Raw genomic sequence first — 14,373 nt, 5'->3', positions numbered from 1 at the left:
TATGCTAAAAACTTATATATTATCAGGAGTTCTGCTCTTAGGAACGGCTCATTTAAAAGCTCAAGACGATTTGTTGGCTGAACTGGAATCGGAAACTACTGCAGAAGTTTTTGAACTCCCTGCTTTTAAGGGAATGAGGATTGCTTCTCAACAGAGTACAAAATTAGCGGCAAAAGGAGATTTATATTTTAATATTTTTCACCGCTTTGGAACGATAAAAGGTGGTGTTGAAGAATTCTTTGGTTTAGACCAAGCAAGTACTACAATAGAATTTGTCTATGGTATCAGTGATAAAGTTCAACTTGGAATTAGTAGAGAATCTTTTAAAAAAACCTATACGGGATCTTTAAAATATAAACTCGCAAAGCAAACACAAGAATTCCCACTACATTTAGCGCTTTATACTACTGCAAATGTAAATACAGAACTCAATTCTGATAATATCAAAAACTATCAATTCTCTACCCGTATGAGTTATGGATTACAGTTTTTGGCATCTAGGAAAATTAATGATAAACTTTCTTTACAACTCTCTCCTACCTATATCAGAGAGAATTTAGTATTGAACGAAAACTACAATCATGATCAAATTGCTTTGGGAATTGGAGGAAGATACAAACTCAGTAAACGTTTTTCTGTAAATTTAGAATATGCTTATAACTTTTCTAGACCTGAAAACAGTGTTTTCAAAAATCCCCTAACATTGGGAGTGGATATAGAAACAGGCGGGCATGTATTCCAAATGATGTTCTCAAGTGCACAAAGCACTTCGATCCCAGGGCATTTCAGCAGATCTGATGGAGACTGGACTGAAGGAAATATCTTTTTCGGATTTAATATAACAAGAGTTTTCTAGTTCCAATTTTTGTAATCAAATCCACAAATCCCATCAATTTATAATATCTTTGGACATTGATTGAAAAGAGCACATTATCTTTATCTGATTATGAGAACCATACAATTTAGAGAAGCCATTGCTGAGGCAATGTCTGAAGAAATGCGAAGAGACGAGAAAATTTTCCTTATGGGAGAAGAAGTCGCAGAATATAACGGAGCCTACAAAGCAAGTAAAGGAATGTTGGACGAATTTGGTTCCAAAAGAGTTATTGACACTCCTATTGCTGAATTAGGTTTTGCAGGAATAGCCACAGGAGCTGCCATGAATGGACTTCGTCCAATTGTAGAATTTATGACTTTTAACTTTTCGCTTGTAGCGATTGACCAAGTGATTAATTCTGCTGCAAAAATGTACCAAATGTCTGGTGGGCAATTCAATGTACCTATTGTATTCCGAGGACCTTCTGGTTCTGCTGGTCAATTGGCGGCACAACACTCTCAGTCTTTTGAAAACTGGTTTGCCAACTGCCCAGGACTTAAAGTAGTTGTTCCTTCAAACCCTTATGATGCCAAAGGATTACTAAAAGCGGCTATTAGAGATAATGATCCCGTTTGTTTCTTTGAATCAGAAGTAATGTATGGAGATACTGGTGAAGTACCTGAAGGAGAATATATCATTCCTTTAGGAGTTGCCGATATAAAGAAAGCAGGTGAACACGTAAGCTTGGTAACTTTTGGAAAAATTACTAAAATTGCCTTAGAAGCAGCAAACAGACTCGAAGAAGAAGGAATTTCTGTTGAAGTTATTGATCTTCGATCAATTCGTCCGCTAGATATCAATACCGTATTGGAATCAGTAAAAAAGACCAATAGATTAGTTATTCTCGAAGAGGCATGGCCATTTGCGTCTGTTTCTTCAGAAATTATTGCTCAGGTTCAAGAAAAAGCCTTTGACTATCTTGATGCACCAATTCAAAGAATCAATACTGCAGATACACCTATGGCCTATGCTCCGACACTTGTGGAAGAGTTTATGCCAGATGCAAATGAAGTTGTTGAAAAAATAAAAAAAGTTCTTTACGTTAAATAATGAACTTTCGAAATATCTTAAAAAAGTCAGATTTTAATAAAATCTGACTTTTTTTTGTCTATTTTTTTAAATAAGTAGCCTTTTTCGCTATAAATTACTCAATAACTAGTCGCAAAATCATAATTTTGCTCATGAAATAAAAGATGATTTCTTTTTATCATTCTAAAATTAGATAGAAAAAATATCATTCATTTCAAAAAAGTAAATCGAGACAAAATGACCAAAAATCAAGCATTAGTTAAAAGCGTTTTAGAACATAAATGTCCAAAATGTGTGCAATCTAAAATGTATGTAGAGCCAAATCCTTACAAGGCTGCAACCATGACAAAGATGCATTTAAACTGTCCAAGTTGTGGATTTAATTTTTATCCAGAACCTGGTTTCTATTTTGGAGCTATGTATATTACTTATGCTTTAGTTGCTGGAGAATTTATTATTCTATTTCTATTAAAAACATTCTTAGGGCTAGAATTAGGAATTTGGCAATTTGTAGGTATTTTACTTGGATTTTTGCTCATCATGGCTCCTATAAACTTTCGATTCTCAAGAGTTATTTGGCTTAATCTATTTTCTTCTTATGATGAAGAAGTTGCCAATAAGGTGAAAAACAATAAATGATTCCTCAAATACTTTTTGAGGACAAGGATTTAATTGTAATCAATAAACCTAGTGGCTGGATTACAGAAAAAAATCCATTTGAAAAATCTGCTGAATCTTGGGTATTTGACTATTTAAGTAAACCCAATAAAAAAGCACCATATCTAGGTGTGGTTCATAGACTGGACAAGGTAACCAGTGGTGTTTTGCTTTTTGCAAAGAAAAAATCTATCCTAAAAGGGATTCAAGAACAATTTGCAAATCGCTCTATTCAAAAAACTTACTGGGCATGGGTTGAAGGTGTTCCCAAAAACAAAAAAATGGAACTTATTAATTTTATTAGTGTTAATAAAAAAGAAAAAAAAGCAGAAATAGTCGCTCAGCAAACAAAGGAAGCTAAAAATTGTAGCCTAAAATATGAAATTATTGAGACCAAGACTCAATCGGCACTCCTAGAAATAAAACCAAAAACGGGTAGATTTCATCAAATAAGGGCTCAACTCGCACATATTCATCATCCAATTATTGGCGATTATAAATATCAAAACAAAGACCAATATACAGGATCCATAAAACTCCACGCACAAAAATTAGTGTTTATTCACCCCAAAACGGAAAAGCAAATTGCGATAATTGCCGATGGATTTTGTTAATATCACATCGTTATAACAGACGTACAATAAGCCTATTTTACTGAATACACTTTTCGTTTGAAAATAAAAAACCAGAGCCAATAGAATTGACTCTGGTTTATATTTCATAGACAGTATTGTATTAAAAATAGCACTGCCCTTTTATTCTGAAGAAATTTGAAACTCCTACAATTATTTAAACAATCCTCCTAAGGCATCTCCTATTCCTCCTAAAAGACCTTCGTCTTTTTTGCTTTCTTTAGAAGCTCCACCACCAACAAATTGTCCGATAAGATCCATCATATCAACACCATTGTCATCTGATTCTTTCTTCATTTTACCTCCAAAGAACTTTACAGCCATTGGTAATACAAATTCTGAAATTGCTCCTGCTTTTTCTTGAGAAAAACCAACTTTTGAAACCAAACCAGAGATTACATTCTCTCCTATTCCTTCCAATACATCAGGGATTCCATCACCATCAGCATCTCCAAACATATTCAATAAACCAGAGATATTTCCTGAACTTAGCTGGTTTGATACCGAAGATTGAACTTCTTCACCAACAACATCTACAGATTGATCTGCTTCTTTTTCGCTCATTCCAAATTGCCCCATCAATTGTCCTAAGGCTTCTCCTTTAAAAGATTGTATAAGTTGTTCTAACATTGTGTCTTTTTTAAAAAATTAATACTAAAGCGATATTATAAAACTAAAACTAAATATAAAACAATTTTTCGTTAAATAAACGCAAATAATAGTTCTTTCTATCGTTTAGAATGGTCACCATAAATTAATACTAGCCAAGAAATTAATTGACTATATTACTAATCCAGTATCAACAAGGTTTTTATTTTATTTATCGGACCTCCGCAAAAATTATCATGACAAGCCACACAGTTATTAATATGACCATTGAAGGCTTCTTTCTTTTTTTGAAACCCCTTCAAGCTGGTCAATAAAGAATCTGAAATAATATGTGCTTCCGCCAATGAATGAAACAATGCATTATTTTTACTTTCGTCTGTATGCTTTGCGGTATGTAGCCTTCTAAAATTATCAGAATAAGGTAGAAAAGACTCCCCATTAAGCAAGGCTTGCTTTCTTAATTTATTTGTTTCGAACATCAACCTCATTAGCTCTGCTAACTCACTAGATTTAGGAACTTCTGGTACCCAAGGTTCTTCTGAGACAGCGGCGGCATCCTCAGATTTAGTATGAGCAGTATCGGGACTATTACAAGACAAAACCGATAATGCCAAGATCGACATTAAGAAAGTTATAGCATTTTTCATCTTCAAGACTATTTTTTAATCCATACAGTAGAAGCCAAAATAGTTTTCTCAATTTTTGGTTCAGTAATTTTAGCAATTTCTGCTTCTGTTTTCCCAGCATCTTCGGCATAATGCTTTAAATCTTTAACTGAAGTAGTGTCATTGCTCACTACACCTTTTAAAATAGCATTTCTTCCATCTACATTTATTGGGAGCAGAAATTTGTAATCATAACTTACAAATACACTTTCTCCATTTGGATTTTTCATAGACATCCAACAACCTTTTTTTGTACAAACTTTATCAATTGTACCTGCTAAAATGAGTTCCTCATTTTCCTTTCCTTTTGTAAGCTCGTTGAAGGCACTCATCTTGTACACTTTCTTATTTTCAAGCACTAAGTCTTCACCAAAGGCAATATGATTTTCTTTCTTAATATCTCCTGTAAATAGATTCGTTTTTTTCTCTTTTGGTGCTTCTTGAGAACAAGATGATATCATAAAAACACTTAACAAAGCGATAGCTATTTTTTTCATAATGATTTTTATTTTCGTCAAATGTAGTAAATATATCCACATTTCTTGAAGACTTAAGTCGAATAACAAAATGATTCTCATTAAAAATATTCATTAGTCAACAAAATTCAGAAATAGACTAGCTTCACAAGCTAAAAAAAGAGCGGTCTAAACATTTTTAATTAAATTGTTAGATGATAAAAAAACACTCAAAACCTTAATAACCATGTTATATATAAGTAAAAATAACTGTCCACTTTTTAGAGACAAAAAATTTTAATAACCTGTTATTAAGCGTTTTAAAATTGTCGCATGTTTCGTCTTACTATTTTTTTTGTTCCACCAAGAATAATATGGACATTTGAAAAACACGAAACGAAAAATCAATACCTATTTTTATTTTTTTTAGTTTTTATTATTTTCTATTTTTCAATTCGTAAGAATTTCCGTTTTTCTTTATTTTTTAGTGTTTTTGCCATTCAGTCCAAAAAATTGAATGGCTTTTTTTTGTGGTAAATATTTATAAAAATCAATCAAAATCGATTAATTTGTACATCGATATATTCTCAATATCCGCTAATAACTATGAAAAAACAGCTATTATTTTCACTATTTATATTCTGCGTTTTTGTTTCCAAAGGAGCAAATATCCTTATTCCCATGGATGAAAAAAGCCAAAAAAACCATCTAAAAGCTTATGGAATTACTTATTGGCTTTTGGAAAACGAAGTAGAAGTAGATTGGTTATTAAACTATAAAGGAGGGAGTTTTGTATTGAGTTATCTCAAAGAATTTGAAACAGAATTATCATTAAGAGGTGTTTCTTATGAGTTGATATCCGATAATGAAAAAAATCAGATTTACCAAAGCATTCAACATCCTGAGATTAATCAGGATATCGTAAAGCTTGAAAAAGTGCCTAAAATAGCGGTGTATTCGCCTAAAAGCAAGCAGCCTTGGGATGATGCCGTAACCTTGGCACTCACTTATGCAGAAATCCCTTATGATATTGTTTATGATGATGAAATCTTGGGAGATTTATTAGCAAAATATGATTGGTTACATCTCCACCATGAAGACTTTACAGGACAATATGGGAAATTTTATGCTGCTTATAGACACGCTCCATGGTATATTAAACAAAAAAAAGACTTTGAAGCCAATGCACATAAACACGGCTTCGAAAAAGTTTCTAAAGCGAAACTAGCTGTTGTGAAGAAAATAAAAGATTTTGTTATTGGAGGAGGATTCATGTTTGCGATGTGCTCTGCAACGGACTCTTATGACATTGCGTTAGCCGCTCAGAATACAGATATCTGTGGCCCTATGTTTGACGGAGATCCCATTGAAACTAATGCCAATAATAAAATAGATTATAGCCTAGGAATAGCTTTTAAAGACTATAAAGTTCTTTATGACCCGTTTCAATATGAATTTTCTTCCATTGATGCCACAAGAACAAGAAAAGTAAACGCTTCACAAGATTTCTTCACACTGTTTGATTTTTCAGCAAAATGGGATCCAGTACCTACAATGCTTACTCAAAATCACACGAAAGTGGTAAAAGGCTTTATGGGGCAAACGACTTCATACAACAAACAATTTTTGAAATCTGAAGTTCTTATTTTAGGAGAAAATAAATCTGCCAATGAAGCTAAATATATCCACGGAAATATAGGAAAAGGTATGTGGTCTTTTTATGGCGGACATGATCCTGAGGATTACCAACACCGAGTAGGTGATCCTAAAACAGAATTAGATTTACACCCGAATTCTCCAGGATATCGATTAATACTCAATAATGTGCTTTTTCCAGCAGCCAAAAAGAAAAAAAGAAAGACCTAATATCGCTTTCTTTTTGCTCCATAATTTATAGAAATCTCCGTAGCACCTTGCCCATACTTGCGATAATCGGCATCGCAAAAATCCATATAATGATAAGTTTGCTGGATGTATTTTCTTACTTCATTCTTTAAAGTACCCTCACCGATGCCATGAATCGCAATGATAGAAGAAATATTATTTTCCAAAGCATGTGCTACACAGTTTTTCAAAGCTCTCATTTGAATTCCCAGCATTTGTGTGTTATTTAAGTGAGCAAAAGAGGGAACGAGTTCATGAATATGCAAATCAATCTCAAAAGTAGGTTTTTTCTTCACTTGAATAAGATTCCATGATTTCCCTTCAGTAGAAAAATTCACTTTTCTCTCCTTTCGTTCTTTTTTGGCTTCTTCTTTAAGTCTTTTGAGTTTTTCTTGCTCGTTTTCTTGTTTTTCTACAAAAATCTGTTCAAAATCAGGATCCATGAAATTGGCATTTCTTACCAAATCACTCTGTGCATAAGGAAATCCAAAACCAGATTCATCTTCCACCAAAACAAATCCATCTTTGAGAATTTCAGCAACCTTTCCTTCGAAATCCTCATTCATTGCTCTTACCTGATCTCCTATTCTAAACATGACTTTTTAATTTTTTTCCAAAACTAATGGATTCTTTGAAAAACGAATCTAAAAAGTTTTCTCTATACTGAAATAAAAATTTCTTGGACTGGCAGGGATAATTCCTGGACCAGGATACCCCGAAGCTCTTCTTGTAAAGTACCTAGAATTCAATACATTATTAACACCAGAACTGAATATCCATTGATTTTTGGTTTGATATTTCATATTCCAATCTACAATATGATAACTGGGAATTAAACCCGTTAAAGCTCTATTGTCTGAAACTTTACTATTTTGAGCATCAGAAAATTGCTCTCCTGTATAGGAATATACTAAGCTTGTTGACCAATTTTTATAAGTCAATAATCCACCAATTTTCCAATTGATATTTGGAACTAATTCGATTTTTTTTCCATCTATGGATTCTTCTTGAGAGGCAAGATATTGCCCATATTGCCAAGTAAAATTATTAAAAACCCTTAAACCAATGGCTTCTTGATTCTCCATCGATAAAACTTCATAAGAAAGATAGGAATCAAAACCAAAAGTTCTGGAATCCGATATATTCGTTTTAAAACGATATGATTGATATTGTTTGGGGTGATTTTCTGGATAATATTTTTGAAGAAAACCTATTCTATCAGAATAATCTAAATAGAATACACTGGCATCAAACTGAAAACGTTCATTAAAACGACCTCTATAGCCAATGTCTACTGTGAAGCCCGATTCATCTTTAAGATTTGAATCAATCACTAAATTGTAATTATTTTCATATAAATCATTAAAATTAATTCCTCGATAATTCTTTGAAAAATTTGCATACCACTCGGCATTTTCATTTCCAAAATATGTTACTCCTAAACCATATAATAAAACCCCTCGTTTAAGATTTTTGGCTCCAAATTGTTTAACAACATTTCCATTATTTGGATCTATTACTTGATTAAATCCTTTGGCTTGAGTATGGATATACTCATACCTAATCCCAGGTGTAATATTCCAGCGGGTATTTAGGGGAATCATATTTTCAGCAAAAACGGCTATATTTTTACTCGGAAACTCATAAAATGAACCCGAATTCTTATTTTTTTCAAATAACTCAAACTCTTGCTTAACACCTGAAGGTCCAAAACCTTGATTTTTCTCTGTAAAACCTTGATAATATCGCACTCCTGCCAGTAAAGCTGCCGAAGATTTACCGATTTCATAACGATGAATCAGTTTGGTTTCATTTCCAAAATTTCTAAAATCAGAAAGAATCAAATCTCTATTGGTAGTGAATTGACTTTCACTCCAACTAATGTTTTGCAAGTACCCAAGAGCATTTCTTTTTGCCAAAAGCCCAAAAAACTGGCTACTCATTTGCGTAGCAGTAGAAAAACGATGTTCAAACCTAAGTGCAAACACATTCCAGTCAACTTGAAACCAATTTCCTGTTCGGTTACTTTGGCTAGGATTGTCTTCAAACTGTAAATCTGTGAGCCCCCCTGGTTGTTGAGCGGTATAATATAGCTTTGTATATTCAAATTTTAATGATGATTTCTCTGAGAGATTCCACTCCATTCCGCCAAAGAAATTCCATGAATCTAAAGAAGAGTTTGGTCTCCATCCTTTTGATGTTTTCCATTGCCCAAAGGTATAATAGTTCATTTTCCCTATTTGCCCTCCTACACCAAGATAAGTGGAAAAAAGACCAAAAGAACCGATATTTTGTTGTACTGAGATTTCTGCTTTTTTGTTTGGGTTTCCTTTTTTCAGTTGAAAATTTAACATTCCGCCAAACTGTGGACCATATTGCAAAGAAGCTGCTCCACGAATAAGTTGAATTTTTTCTACTGCATGGGTCGGTGGCGTATAATAGCTTTCTGGATACCCAATTGCATCTGCAGAAATATCATAACCGTTTTGCCTAGTATTAAAATTCGAAGTTCTCTGCGGGCTCAACCCTCTTGCACCGATCTCAAGCTGTAAACCCGCTTGATCACTTTCCCAAATATTAAGACCAGGTACTTGTGCAAAAACTTGTCTACTACTATTTGTGGCACTGTTGTAATGAGTGTTTTTTATGAGGATTACATCATTCTTTTTACCTGAATTTAATGTCGTACCTTCAATTGTTTTTAATCGATAAATAGATTGTTTTGCTCGTTCTCCTTCAAGCTGTTCTTCTAGAACCGTTTCACTGAGCATATTTTGGCTAGGATCCAAATAAAAAACAGATGTTTTGCTTTTATTGAGATTAATTTCTTTTGTTAATTTATGATAGCCTACAGAAGAAATGATGAGCGTTTTTTTCCCTCGAGGAATTTTAAAACGAAACATACCATCGGCATCACATTCTGTAAAATATTTTTCGCCATATTGCACACTAGCAAATGGCACTATTTGATTCGTTTTCCGATCTTTCACTTGGCCTTCAAAAAGGACTTGTGCAATAGAAAACTGGAATATCAACGATAAAAAAATCAAAAACCATTTATTCATGATGCATAGGTTTTATCCAAGTTTTGTGAGAAAAATTGTCTTCGATGGTTGCCAAATTCACTTCAGGATCTATATACAATTGGTTTGCTCTACCATTGAGACTTACATATATTTCTGCCGTTATTTTCGGGTTTTTCAAACCATTTTCTTCAGCATGTTTTTTAATAATCTTCGCAAATTGAAGAATTAAATCTGGCTGTGTACTCATCATTTTCTCTTGTAGAGGAGTCAAAAAATCTCGGTTATTTATTTCGTGTTTTTGCCCTGTTTCTGGATGATGAATATAAAAAAATGCCGTACCACCTTTTTCCATGAGCATTACTCGCCAAGAGAAGCGAAAACCTTCTTCTGTCCAGAACAAGTTTCCAGGATATAATAGATACCTAAATGGGAAAATTAACTGAAAAACTAGGTAAACGCTTATCAAGCCTACAGTAATTTTGTTGAATTTATAAGTCTTACTACGATTGATTTCTTGATCTTTCCATTTTAAAAAACGCTTCAAATATCCAATAGATTTCTGATGCCAGCTTACAGGAAAAAAGATTGTTGTAGCTGCTATCATAATAAAAGGAAACATCCCGATAGGAAATAACATTCGAGTGAAAAGATGAAAAAATACGATAAAGAAAAAAGCAATACCTACAGTGCGTTTATTAAAAAGAAGAAAGGGTATCACTAGATCGAAAATACAACCACCCCAACTCATGGCATAAGCAAACCATTTTTTTGTAAACAATGGACCTATCAACCACCAATCTTGGTGAGGTTGTAGCCACAAGCTAAGAGGCTGTGCTCTAAACAACCAATCTCCATGTAATTTTGCAATTCCTGCATAAAAATACACGATTACCAAAGAAATTTTTATGAGAAAAATTGTCCAATTAGGTACTTCTGCCCGTGCTATTTTAGGTCTTAGCTTTGCATCCAATGAAAAATGAACATGCATAGGTAGAAACATTAAAACACCTGTGAGTAGTGAGATAAAGTAATAATGATTGAGATAATAACTTATATCTATCAGCTCTGTATAGCTAAATGCCAGAAAGAAAAAAACAATAGCAACGCGGTAATACCAGCCCAAAATTATCAACAAACAAGCCAATACCATAAAACCATAGAGTATATAAAACCCTGTTTCTGAAAGTGGTTCTATAAACTCAAAACCAAAGTATTTAAAATGGTATTCTGGTGCTGTAAACTGATCTACAATCCATCCGTTTAGCCAAAATCTAAGTGTACTCCAGAGCATTAAAACGCCATAAGCTATTCTAAAATACGCTAAAGTAACCGAAGGTTTGGAAGCAAAAAGAAAACGATTTATCTTTTCCATAACTTATTGATGAATTTTGCTATTCCCAATATGTTTTTAACTTTATTACAAAAAGCTTTATTACTCAATTAATCACCATCTGCATCTGAACCCGAAATAGGAACAGATAAAAAGGAACGTAAATCCCCTTTCAATAAAGGAACCATTTTTTGTAGTTTACTATAAGAAGGACTTAGTGTGTTTAGATCATTTGTGATATCTGTAGCAAAGTTTTTTCCTTCGTATTTTTTTTGATCCTCCAGAATTATCGTAAACTGATCTGCAATGGCTTTTGCTAAGTCTCCTTCTACAACAGTTGATTTAAACTGAACATCTTTGAGTTTGTCATAAAAACCTACTCCATCATTTCCATCAAAAGTGTATCCCATGTAAAACTCTTGATGTGCTTTTATGTTTTCCATAATCAGCACATAAGACAAATTACTATAGGGTGCTTCTACTTTCTTTGCATCTTTTGAAATTGGGATAGAAAATTCAGTTGCAAACCCTGCTGGTAGTGCAAATCTATTTCTTTTAGTGTATTCATAATCCTCTAAAATGGCATTGAAAAGCAAAGTTAAAGAAGAGCTTAAACCCGTTCCTTCATCATTGATAAATGTATTATGATAAGAAGTCCATTTAGATTCTGTTTCCTTTACCTTATTTACCAATCTGGAGCTAATATCTTCCAGATATTTTTTCCTTTTCACATCAGAGAATGCGGTGATAATCTCAAGGTTAGTCTTTTGTGGTGCGAACAAAAGATAATCTAAAGCGGGAAGTCCGCTTGCATAAATATTACTTGCAGATTCTAGGTTATAGCTACCAGTAGAGATATTCTGTTCTATTTTTGCGGGCAAAGTTGGGAATGAATTTACCGCAGCGTTTAACAAAACACTGGCTTCTTTTGCTGGTCCAAAATTATAGAGGCTTACCCATTGCCATTGCTTATAGTTCTCCTTAAAAGCAGTTCTTAAATCTTCTAAACTAGTTGTAGATGGATTTTGCGTAAAAGCTTTTGTTTTTTGATCTAAAGTTTGACAATTCTCTAAATACTGCCCCAGTCTAGGCTGAATCATATTTGAAGAAACATTGGTAAACAAATCTTTATAGATTACTTTTTCTTCATCATCTCCGCAAGACCATACAAGCAGAGAAGTAAATAAGAAAAAAACTATTTTAGCAAAAGTGCTTTTCATAACCTGATATTTTGAAATGCCAAAAGCAAACGCTACCAATTGGTGTGTTTGCTTTGGCAATTATTTAACCTAAAACTAACTAATAAAAACTAAAAATTATCTGGACTGTTAACTCCGTATTTTTGAGCTAAAGTAGTTTTTGCGTCAGAAATTTTTGCTGGAGTAATTTCATAAAAATTATCTCCTAATTTATTCAACACTACATCGATTTCAGAATCAGAAATAGATTTTGCATTATTGAATTTCAAAGCATTTATAAACGCCCAAGCTTCTGACAATTGATGATTTCTCAATGCGTCATCACCTATTTTGTTTAAAGATCCATTCAAATAATGTAAAGCTGCAGCCACATTGATCATTTCCCAGTTCTTTTGAACCATTCCTATTGCTGCGTTTCTTGAATTGTAATCTTTATTATCAATTGCGGCTCTACCCTTTGCAAATGCTTGCATCATATCATTTAAAGTAGTAAGACCTGCTCCTTGATTTTTTGCTACATATTTTGAGTAAAATCTCAATTTCCCTGCATCTTTTTGAGCACTTAAATTATCTGCTGTCAAATCTGTTGGGAAAGCCGTGTACCCAAATGCTTCATCCCAATAATGTTGCATTTTTGTGTAGTTTTTACCCTCTTCGTTCTTGTCATTATTCGCCCCATTTAATTTATCAAGTGATAAATACACTGAGGTTCCTTGGAAATAAAAACAAGCTCCCATGATTCCTTTTTCAATCAATTGAACAGGTTCAAATCCTTTTTCATCAAAAAGGTATTTTTTGCTCCCATCATTTGAAGAAACATGACCGGCTGTTCCAGATACTCCTGCTGTTGTGCTTGTAGAAATTGTTGCAAGCTTATCCATCCAAGATTCTAATTCACCTTGATAACCTGAAAAAGTTTTACTCTTCAATTGCTTTGTAGGTTGTGTTTGTGCAAATGGAGTAGAAGTCCAAGTATAACCATCATTGGCATACATTTTCTTCATTTGGTCTGCCATAACAGCCTCATTGGCATTTACTTTTTTCATATATGAAGACAATTCTGCCAACATATTTAACCTTGAAATCTGACCTGAATAACTTGCATTTTCAAAATTATATGTCTTTGGAACACTATAATCTTTATCGTCATTCTTTACCTCATCTTTGGTACAGGCAACCAAACTAAGTCCTAATATACCTGCAAAAAGTACTCTTTTTGTAAACATGATTTTTCTTCTTTTGTCATTTAGAATGGGGCAAATTTAGAATCATTCTAATTAAAAACAAAGCTTATTTAGAATTATTTTAAATAAAAATAAGCGCTATTTTAGAAAAATTTTCAATCCCTTCATTTTGAAACAATCTACATGGTGAAAATTATGCCTACATTTATCTAATTAAATTACAAATCATGTCAGATTTCCCTATAATTACCACCGCCAGATTATTATTTTCAAAACCTGATAATAAAATCATTTCTGAACTTGTAAGCCTAGCACAAGACCCCGAAATATCACAAAACACACTAAATTTTCCATTTCCCTACTCTATTGATCATGCAAAAAAATGGATTGAAATGGCTGATCAGAATTTTGAGAATAAAGAGAGCTTTGTTTTCTCCCTGATTATTCAAGAAACTGGAGCGTTTATTGGAGGAATAGGGATTCATCCTTCTGCCTCTAAAACCAAAGCAGAGATTGGTTATTGGATTGGGAAAAAATTCCGAAATAAAGGTTATGCCACAGAAGCCGTAGAAAGGATTCTCAAATTTGGTTTTGAAGATTTAGAGTTGGAAATGATTTACGCCACGCATTTCACTTATAATCCTATTTCGGGAAATATCCTTAAAAAGGTGGGGATGGCTCATAAAGGTATCTTAAAAGAGTACTACCAAAAAAATGGGAAATTTGAAGATGTAATATTATATGAAAAGCAACGAAATGAACATATTTCTTAACAAAAAACTGAAAAAACGTTCTGAAATACGCTCAAAAAGAGCAAAGTCTTAAC

14 protein-coding genes are annotated in these 14,373 nt (G+C 33.2%); 6 read left to right on the top strand and 8 right to left on the bottom strand.

Translation table 11 applies throughout. The features are described from left to right. The first annotated feature begins 1 nt into the window (after position 1). The 4 genes from N4A45_00265 to N4A45_00250 all read left to right on the top strand — a co-directional run bounded on the left by N4A45_00265 (position 2) and on the right by N4A45_00250 (position 3,177). Positions 2 to 856, top strand: a complete 855-nt coding sequence (locus tag N4A45_00265; GenBank protein ID MCT4663646.1) for a DUF5777 family beta-barrel protein — start codon at positions 2 to 4, stop codon at positions 854 to 856. A 90-nt stretch (positions 857 to 946) separates the two neighbouring features. Next, positions 947 to 1,927 (top strand): pyruvate dehydrogenase complex E1 component subunit beta, encoded by a 981-nt coding sequence (locus N4A45_00260; protein MCT4663645.1) that lies wholly within the window; start codon positions 947 to 949, stop codon positions 1,925 to 1,927. Positions 1,928 to 2,143: 216 nt separating this feature from the next. Next, entirely contained in the window at positions 2,144 to 2,545 is a 402-nt protein-coding gene (locus N4A45_00255) for a DUF983 domain-containing protein (GenBank protein MCT4663644.1), read from the top strand. Beyond that, positions 2,542 to 3,177: an RluA family pseudouridine synthase gene (locus tag N4A45_00250; GenBank protein ID MCT4663643.1), complete on the top strand. Its 636-nt coding sequence runs from the start codon at positions 2,542 to 2,544 to the stop codon at positions 3,175 to 3,177. The genes N4A45_00255 and N4A45_00250 overlap by 4 nt, the downstream gene beginning before the upstream one ends. A gap of 171 nt (positions 3,178 to 3,348) precedes the next feature. Here N4A45_00250 and N4A45_00245 read toward each other — a convergent pair whose 3' ends face one another. From N4A45_00245 to N4A45_00235, 3 genes are all read right to left on the bottom strand, one after another. Then, positions 3,349 to 3,825, bottom strand: a complete 477-nt coding sequence (locus N4A45_00245) for a hypothetical protein (protein ID MCT4663642.1) — start codon at positions 3,823 to 3,825, stop codon at positions 3,349 to 3,351. A gap of 158 nt (positions 3,826 to 3,983) precedes the next feature. Beyond that, a complete protein-coding gene (locus N4A45_00240) occupies positions 3,984 to 4,451 on the bottom strand; it encodes a hypothetical protein (protein ID MCT4663641.1) in 468 nt (155 codons plus the stop codon). Positions 4,452 to 4,459: 8 nt separating this feature from the next. Beyond that, positions 4,460 to 4,966, bottom strand: a complete 507-nt coding sequence (locus tag N4A45_00235) for a DUF4920 domain-containing protein (GenBank protein ID MCT4663640.1) — start codon at positions 4,964 to 4,966, stop codon at positions 4,460 to 4,462. 564 nt (positions 4,967 to 5,530) lie between these two features. Here N4A45_00235 and N4A45_00230 point away from each other — a divergent pair. Continuing rightward, positions 5,531 to 6,790, top strand: a complete 1,260-nt coding sequence (locus tag N4A45_00230) for an asparagine synthetase B (GenBank protein MCT4663639.1) — start codon at positions 5,531 to 5,533, stop codon at positions 6,788 to 6,790. On the opposite strand, the gene N4A45_00225 is transcribed toward N4A45_00230, so the two are convergent. From N4A45_00225 to N4A45_00205, 5 genes are all read right to left on the bottom strand, one after another. Continuing rightward, positions 6,787 to 7,404, bottom strand: coding sequence for a Smr/MutS family protein (locus tag N4A45_00225; GenBank protein MCT4663638.1), 618 nt, complete (start codon positions 7,402 to 7,404; stop codon positions 6,787 to 6,789). The genes N4A45_00230 and N4A45_00225 overlap by 4 nt on opposite strands. A gap of 48 nt (positions 7,405 to 7,452) precedes the next feature. After that, on the bottom strand, positions 7,453 to 9,873 hold the full coding sequence (locus tag N4A45_00220; GenBank protein MCT4663637.1) for a TonB-dependent receptor: 2,421 nt from the start codon (positions 9,871 to 9,873) through the stop codon (positions 7,453 to 7,455). Beyond that, positions 9,866 to 11,206, bottom strand: a complete 1,341-nt coding sequence (locus N4A45_00215) for an HTTM domain-containing protein (GenBank protein MCT4663636.1) — start codon at positions 11,204 to 11,206, stop codon at positions 9,866 to 9,868. Before N4A45_00215 ends, N4A45_00220 begins: the two co-directional genes overlap by 8 nt. A 68-nt stretch (positions 11,207 to 11,274) precedes the next feature. Further along, entirely contained in the window at positions 11,275 to 12,384 is a 1,110-nt protein-coding gene (locus tag N4A45_00210; protein ID MCT4663635.1) for an imelysin family protein, read from the bottom strand. 89 nt (positions 12,385 to 12,473) lie between these two features. Then, positions 12,474 to 13,589 (bottom strand): DUF4856 domain-containing protein, encoded by a 1,116-nt coding sequence (locus N4A45_00205; GenBank protein ID MCT4663634.1) that lies wholly within the window; start codon positions 13,587 to 13,589, stop codon positions 12,474 to 12,476. 185 nt (positions 13,590 to 13,774) lie between these two features. Here N4A45_00205 and N4A45_00200 point away from each other — a divergent pair, with 185 nt between their 5' ends. Further along, complete coding sequence (locus tag N4A45_00200) at positions 13,775 to 14,320, top strand: GNAT family N-acetyltransferase (GenBank protein ID MCT4663633.1); 546 nt, start codon at positions 13,775 to 13,777, stop codon at positions 14,318 to 14,320. Positions 14,321 to 14,373 lie beyond the last annotated feature (53 nt).

Source organism: Flavobacteriales bacterium (assembly GCA_025210805.1).
In the GTDB taxonomy this organism is placed as follows: domain Bacteria; phylum Bacteroidota; class Bacteroidia; order Flavobacteriales; family CAJXXR01; genus JAOAQX01.
The sequence above is the reverse complement of the archived record's forward strand: the minus strand, read 5'-3'. Positions and strand labels throughout refer to the sequence as shown.

Excerpts from the sequence above, each read along its gene's own strand:
- N4A45_00215 (MCT4663636.1), bottom strand. The coding sequence starts at position 11,206 with ATGGAAAAGATAAATCGTTTTCTTTTTGCTTCCAAACCTTCGGTTACT.
- N4A45_00225 (MCT4663638.1), bottom strand. The coding sequence starts at position 7,404 with ATGTTTAGAATAGGAGATCAGGTAAGAGCAATGAATGAGGATTTCGAA.
- N4A45_00230 (MCT4663639.1), top strand. The coding sequence starts at position 5,531 with ATGAAAAAACAGCTATTATTTTCACTATTTATATTCTGCGTTTTTGTT.
- N4A45_00235 (MCT4663640.1), bottom strand. The coding sequence starts at position 4,966 with ATGAAAAAAATAGCTATCGCTTTGTTAAGTGTTTTTATGATATCATCT.
- N4A45_00245 (MCT4663642.1), bottom strand. The coding sequence starts at position 3,825 with ATGTTAGAACAACTTATACAATCTTTTAAAGGAGAAGCCTTAGGACAA.
- N4A45_00210 (MCT4663635.1), bottom strand. The coding sequence starts at position 12,384 with ATGAAAAGCACTTTTGCTAAAATAGTTTTTTTCTTATTTACTTCTCTG.
- N4A45_00220 (MCT4663637.1), bottom strand. The coding sequence starts at position 9,873 with ATGAATAAATGGTTTTTGATTTTTTTATCGTTGATATTCCAGTTTTCT.
- N4A45_00240 (MCT4663641.1), bottom strand. The coding sequence starts at position 4,451 with ATGAAAAATGCTATAACTTTCTTAATGTCGATCTTGGCATTATCGGTT.
- N4A45_00250 (MCT4663643.1), top strand. The coding sequence starts at position 2,542 with ATGATTCCTCAAATACTTTTTGAGGACAAGGATTTAATTGTAATCAAT.
- N4A45_00265 (MCT4663646.1), top strand. The coding sequence starts at position 2 with ATGCTAAAAACTTATATATTATCAGGAGTTCTGCTCTTAGGAACGGCT.
- N4A45_00205 (MCT4663634.1), bottom strand. The coding sequence starts at position 13,589 with ATGTTTACAAAAAGAGTACTTTTTGCAGGTATATTAGGACTTAGTTTG.
- N4A45_00200 (MCT4663633.1), top strand. The coding sequence starts at position 13,775 with ATGTCAGATTTCCCTATAATTACCACCGCCAGATTATTATTTTCAAAA.
- N4A45_00255 (MCT4663644.1), top strand. The coding sequence starts at position 2,144 with ATGACCAAAAATCAAGCATTAGTTAAAAGCGTTTTAGAACATAAATGT.
- N4A45_00260 (MCT4663645.1), top strand. The coding sequence starts at position 947 with ATGAGAACCATACAATTTAGAGAAGCCATTGCTGAGGCAATGTCTGAA.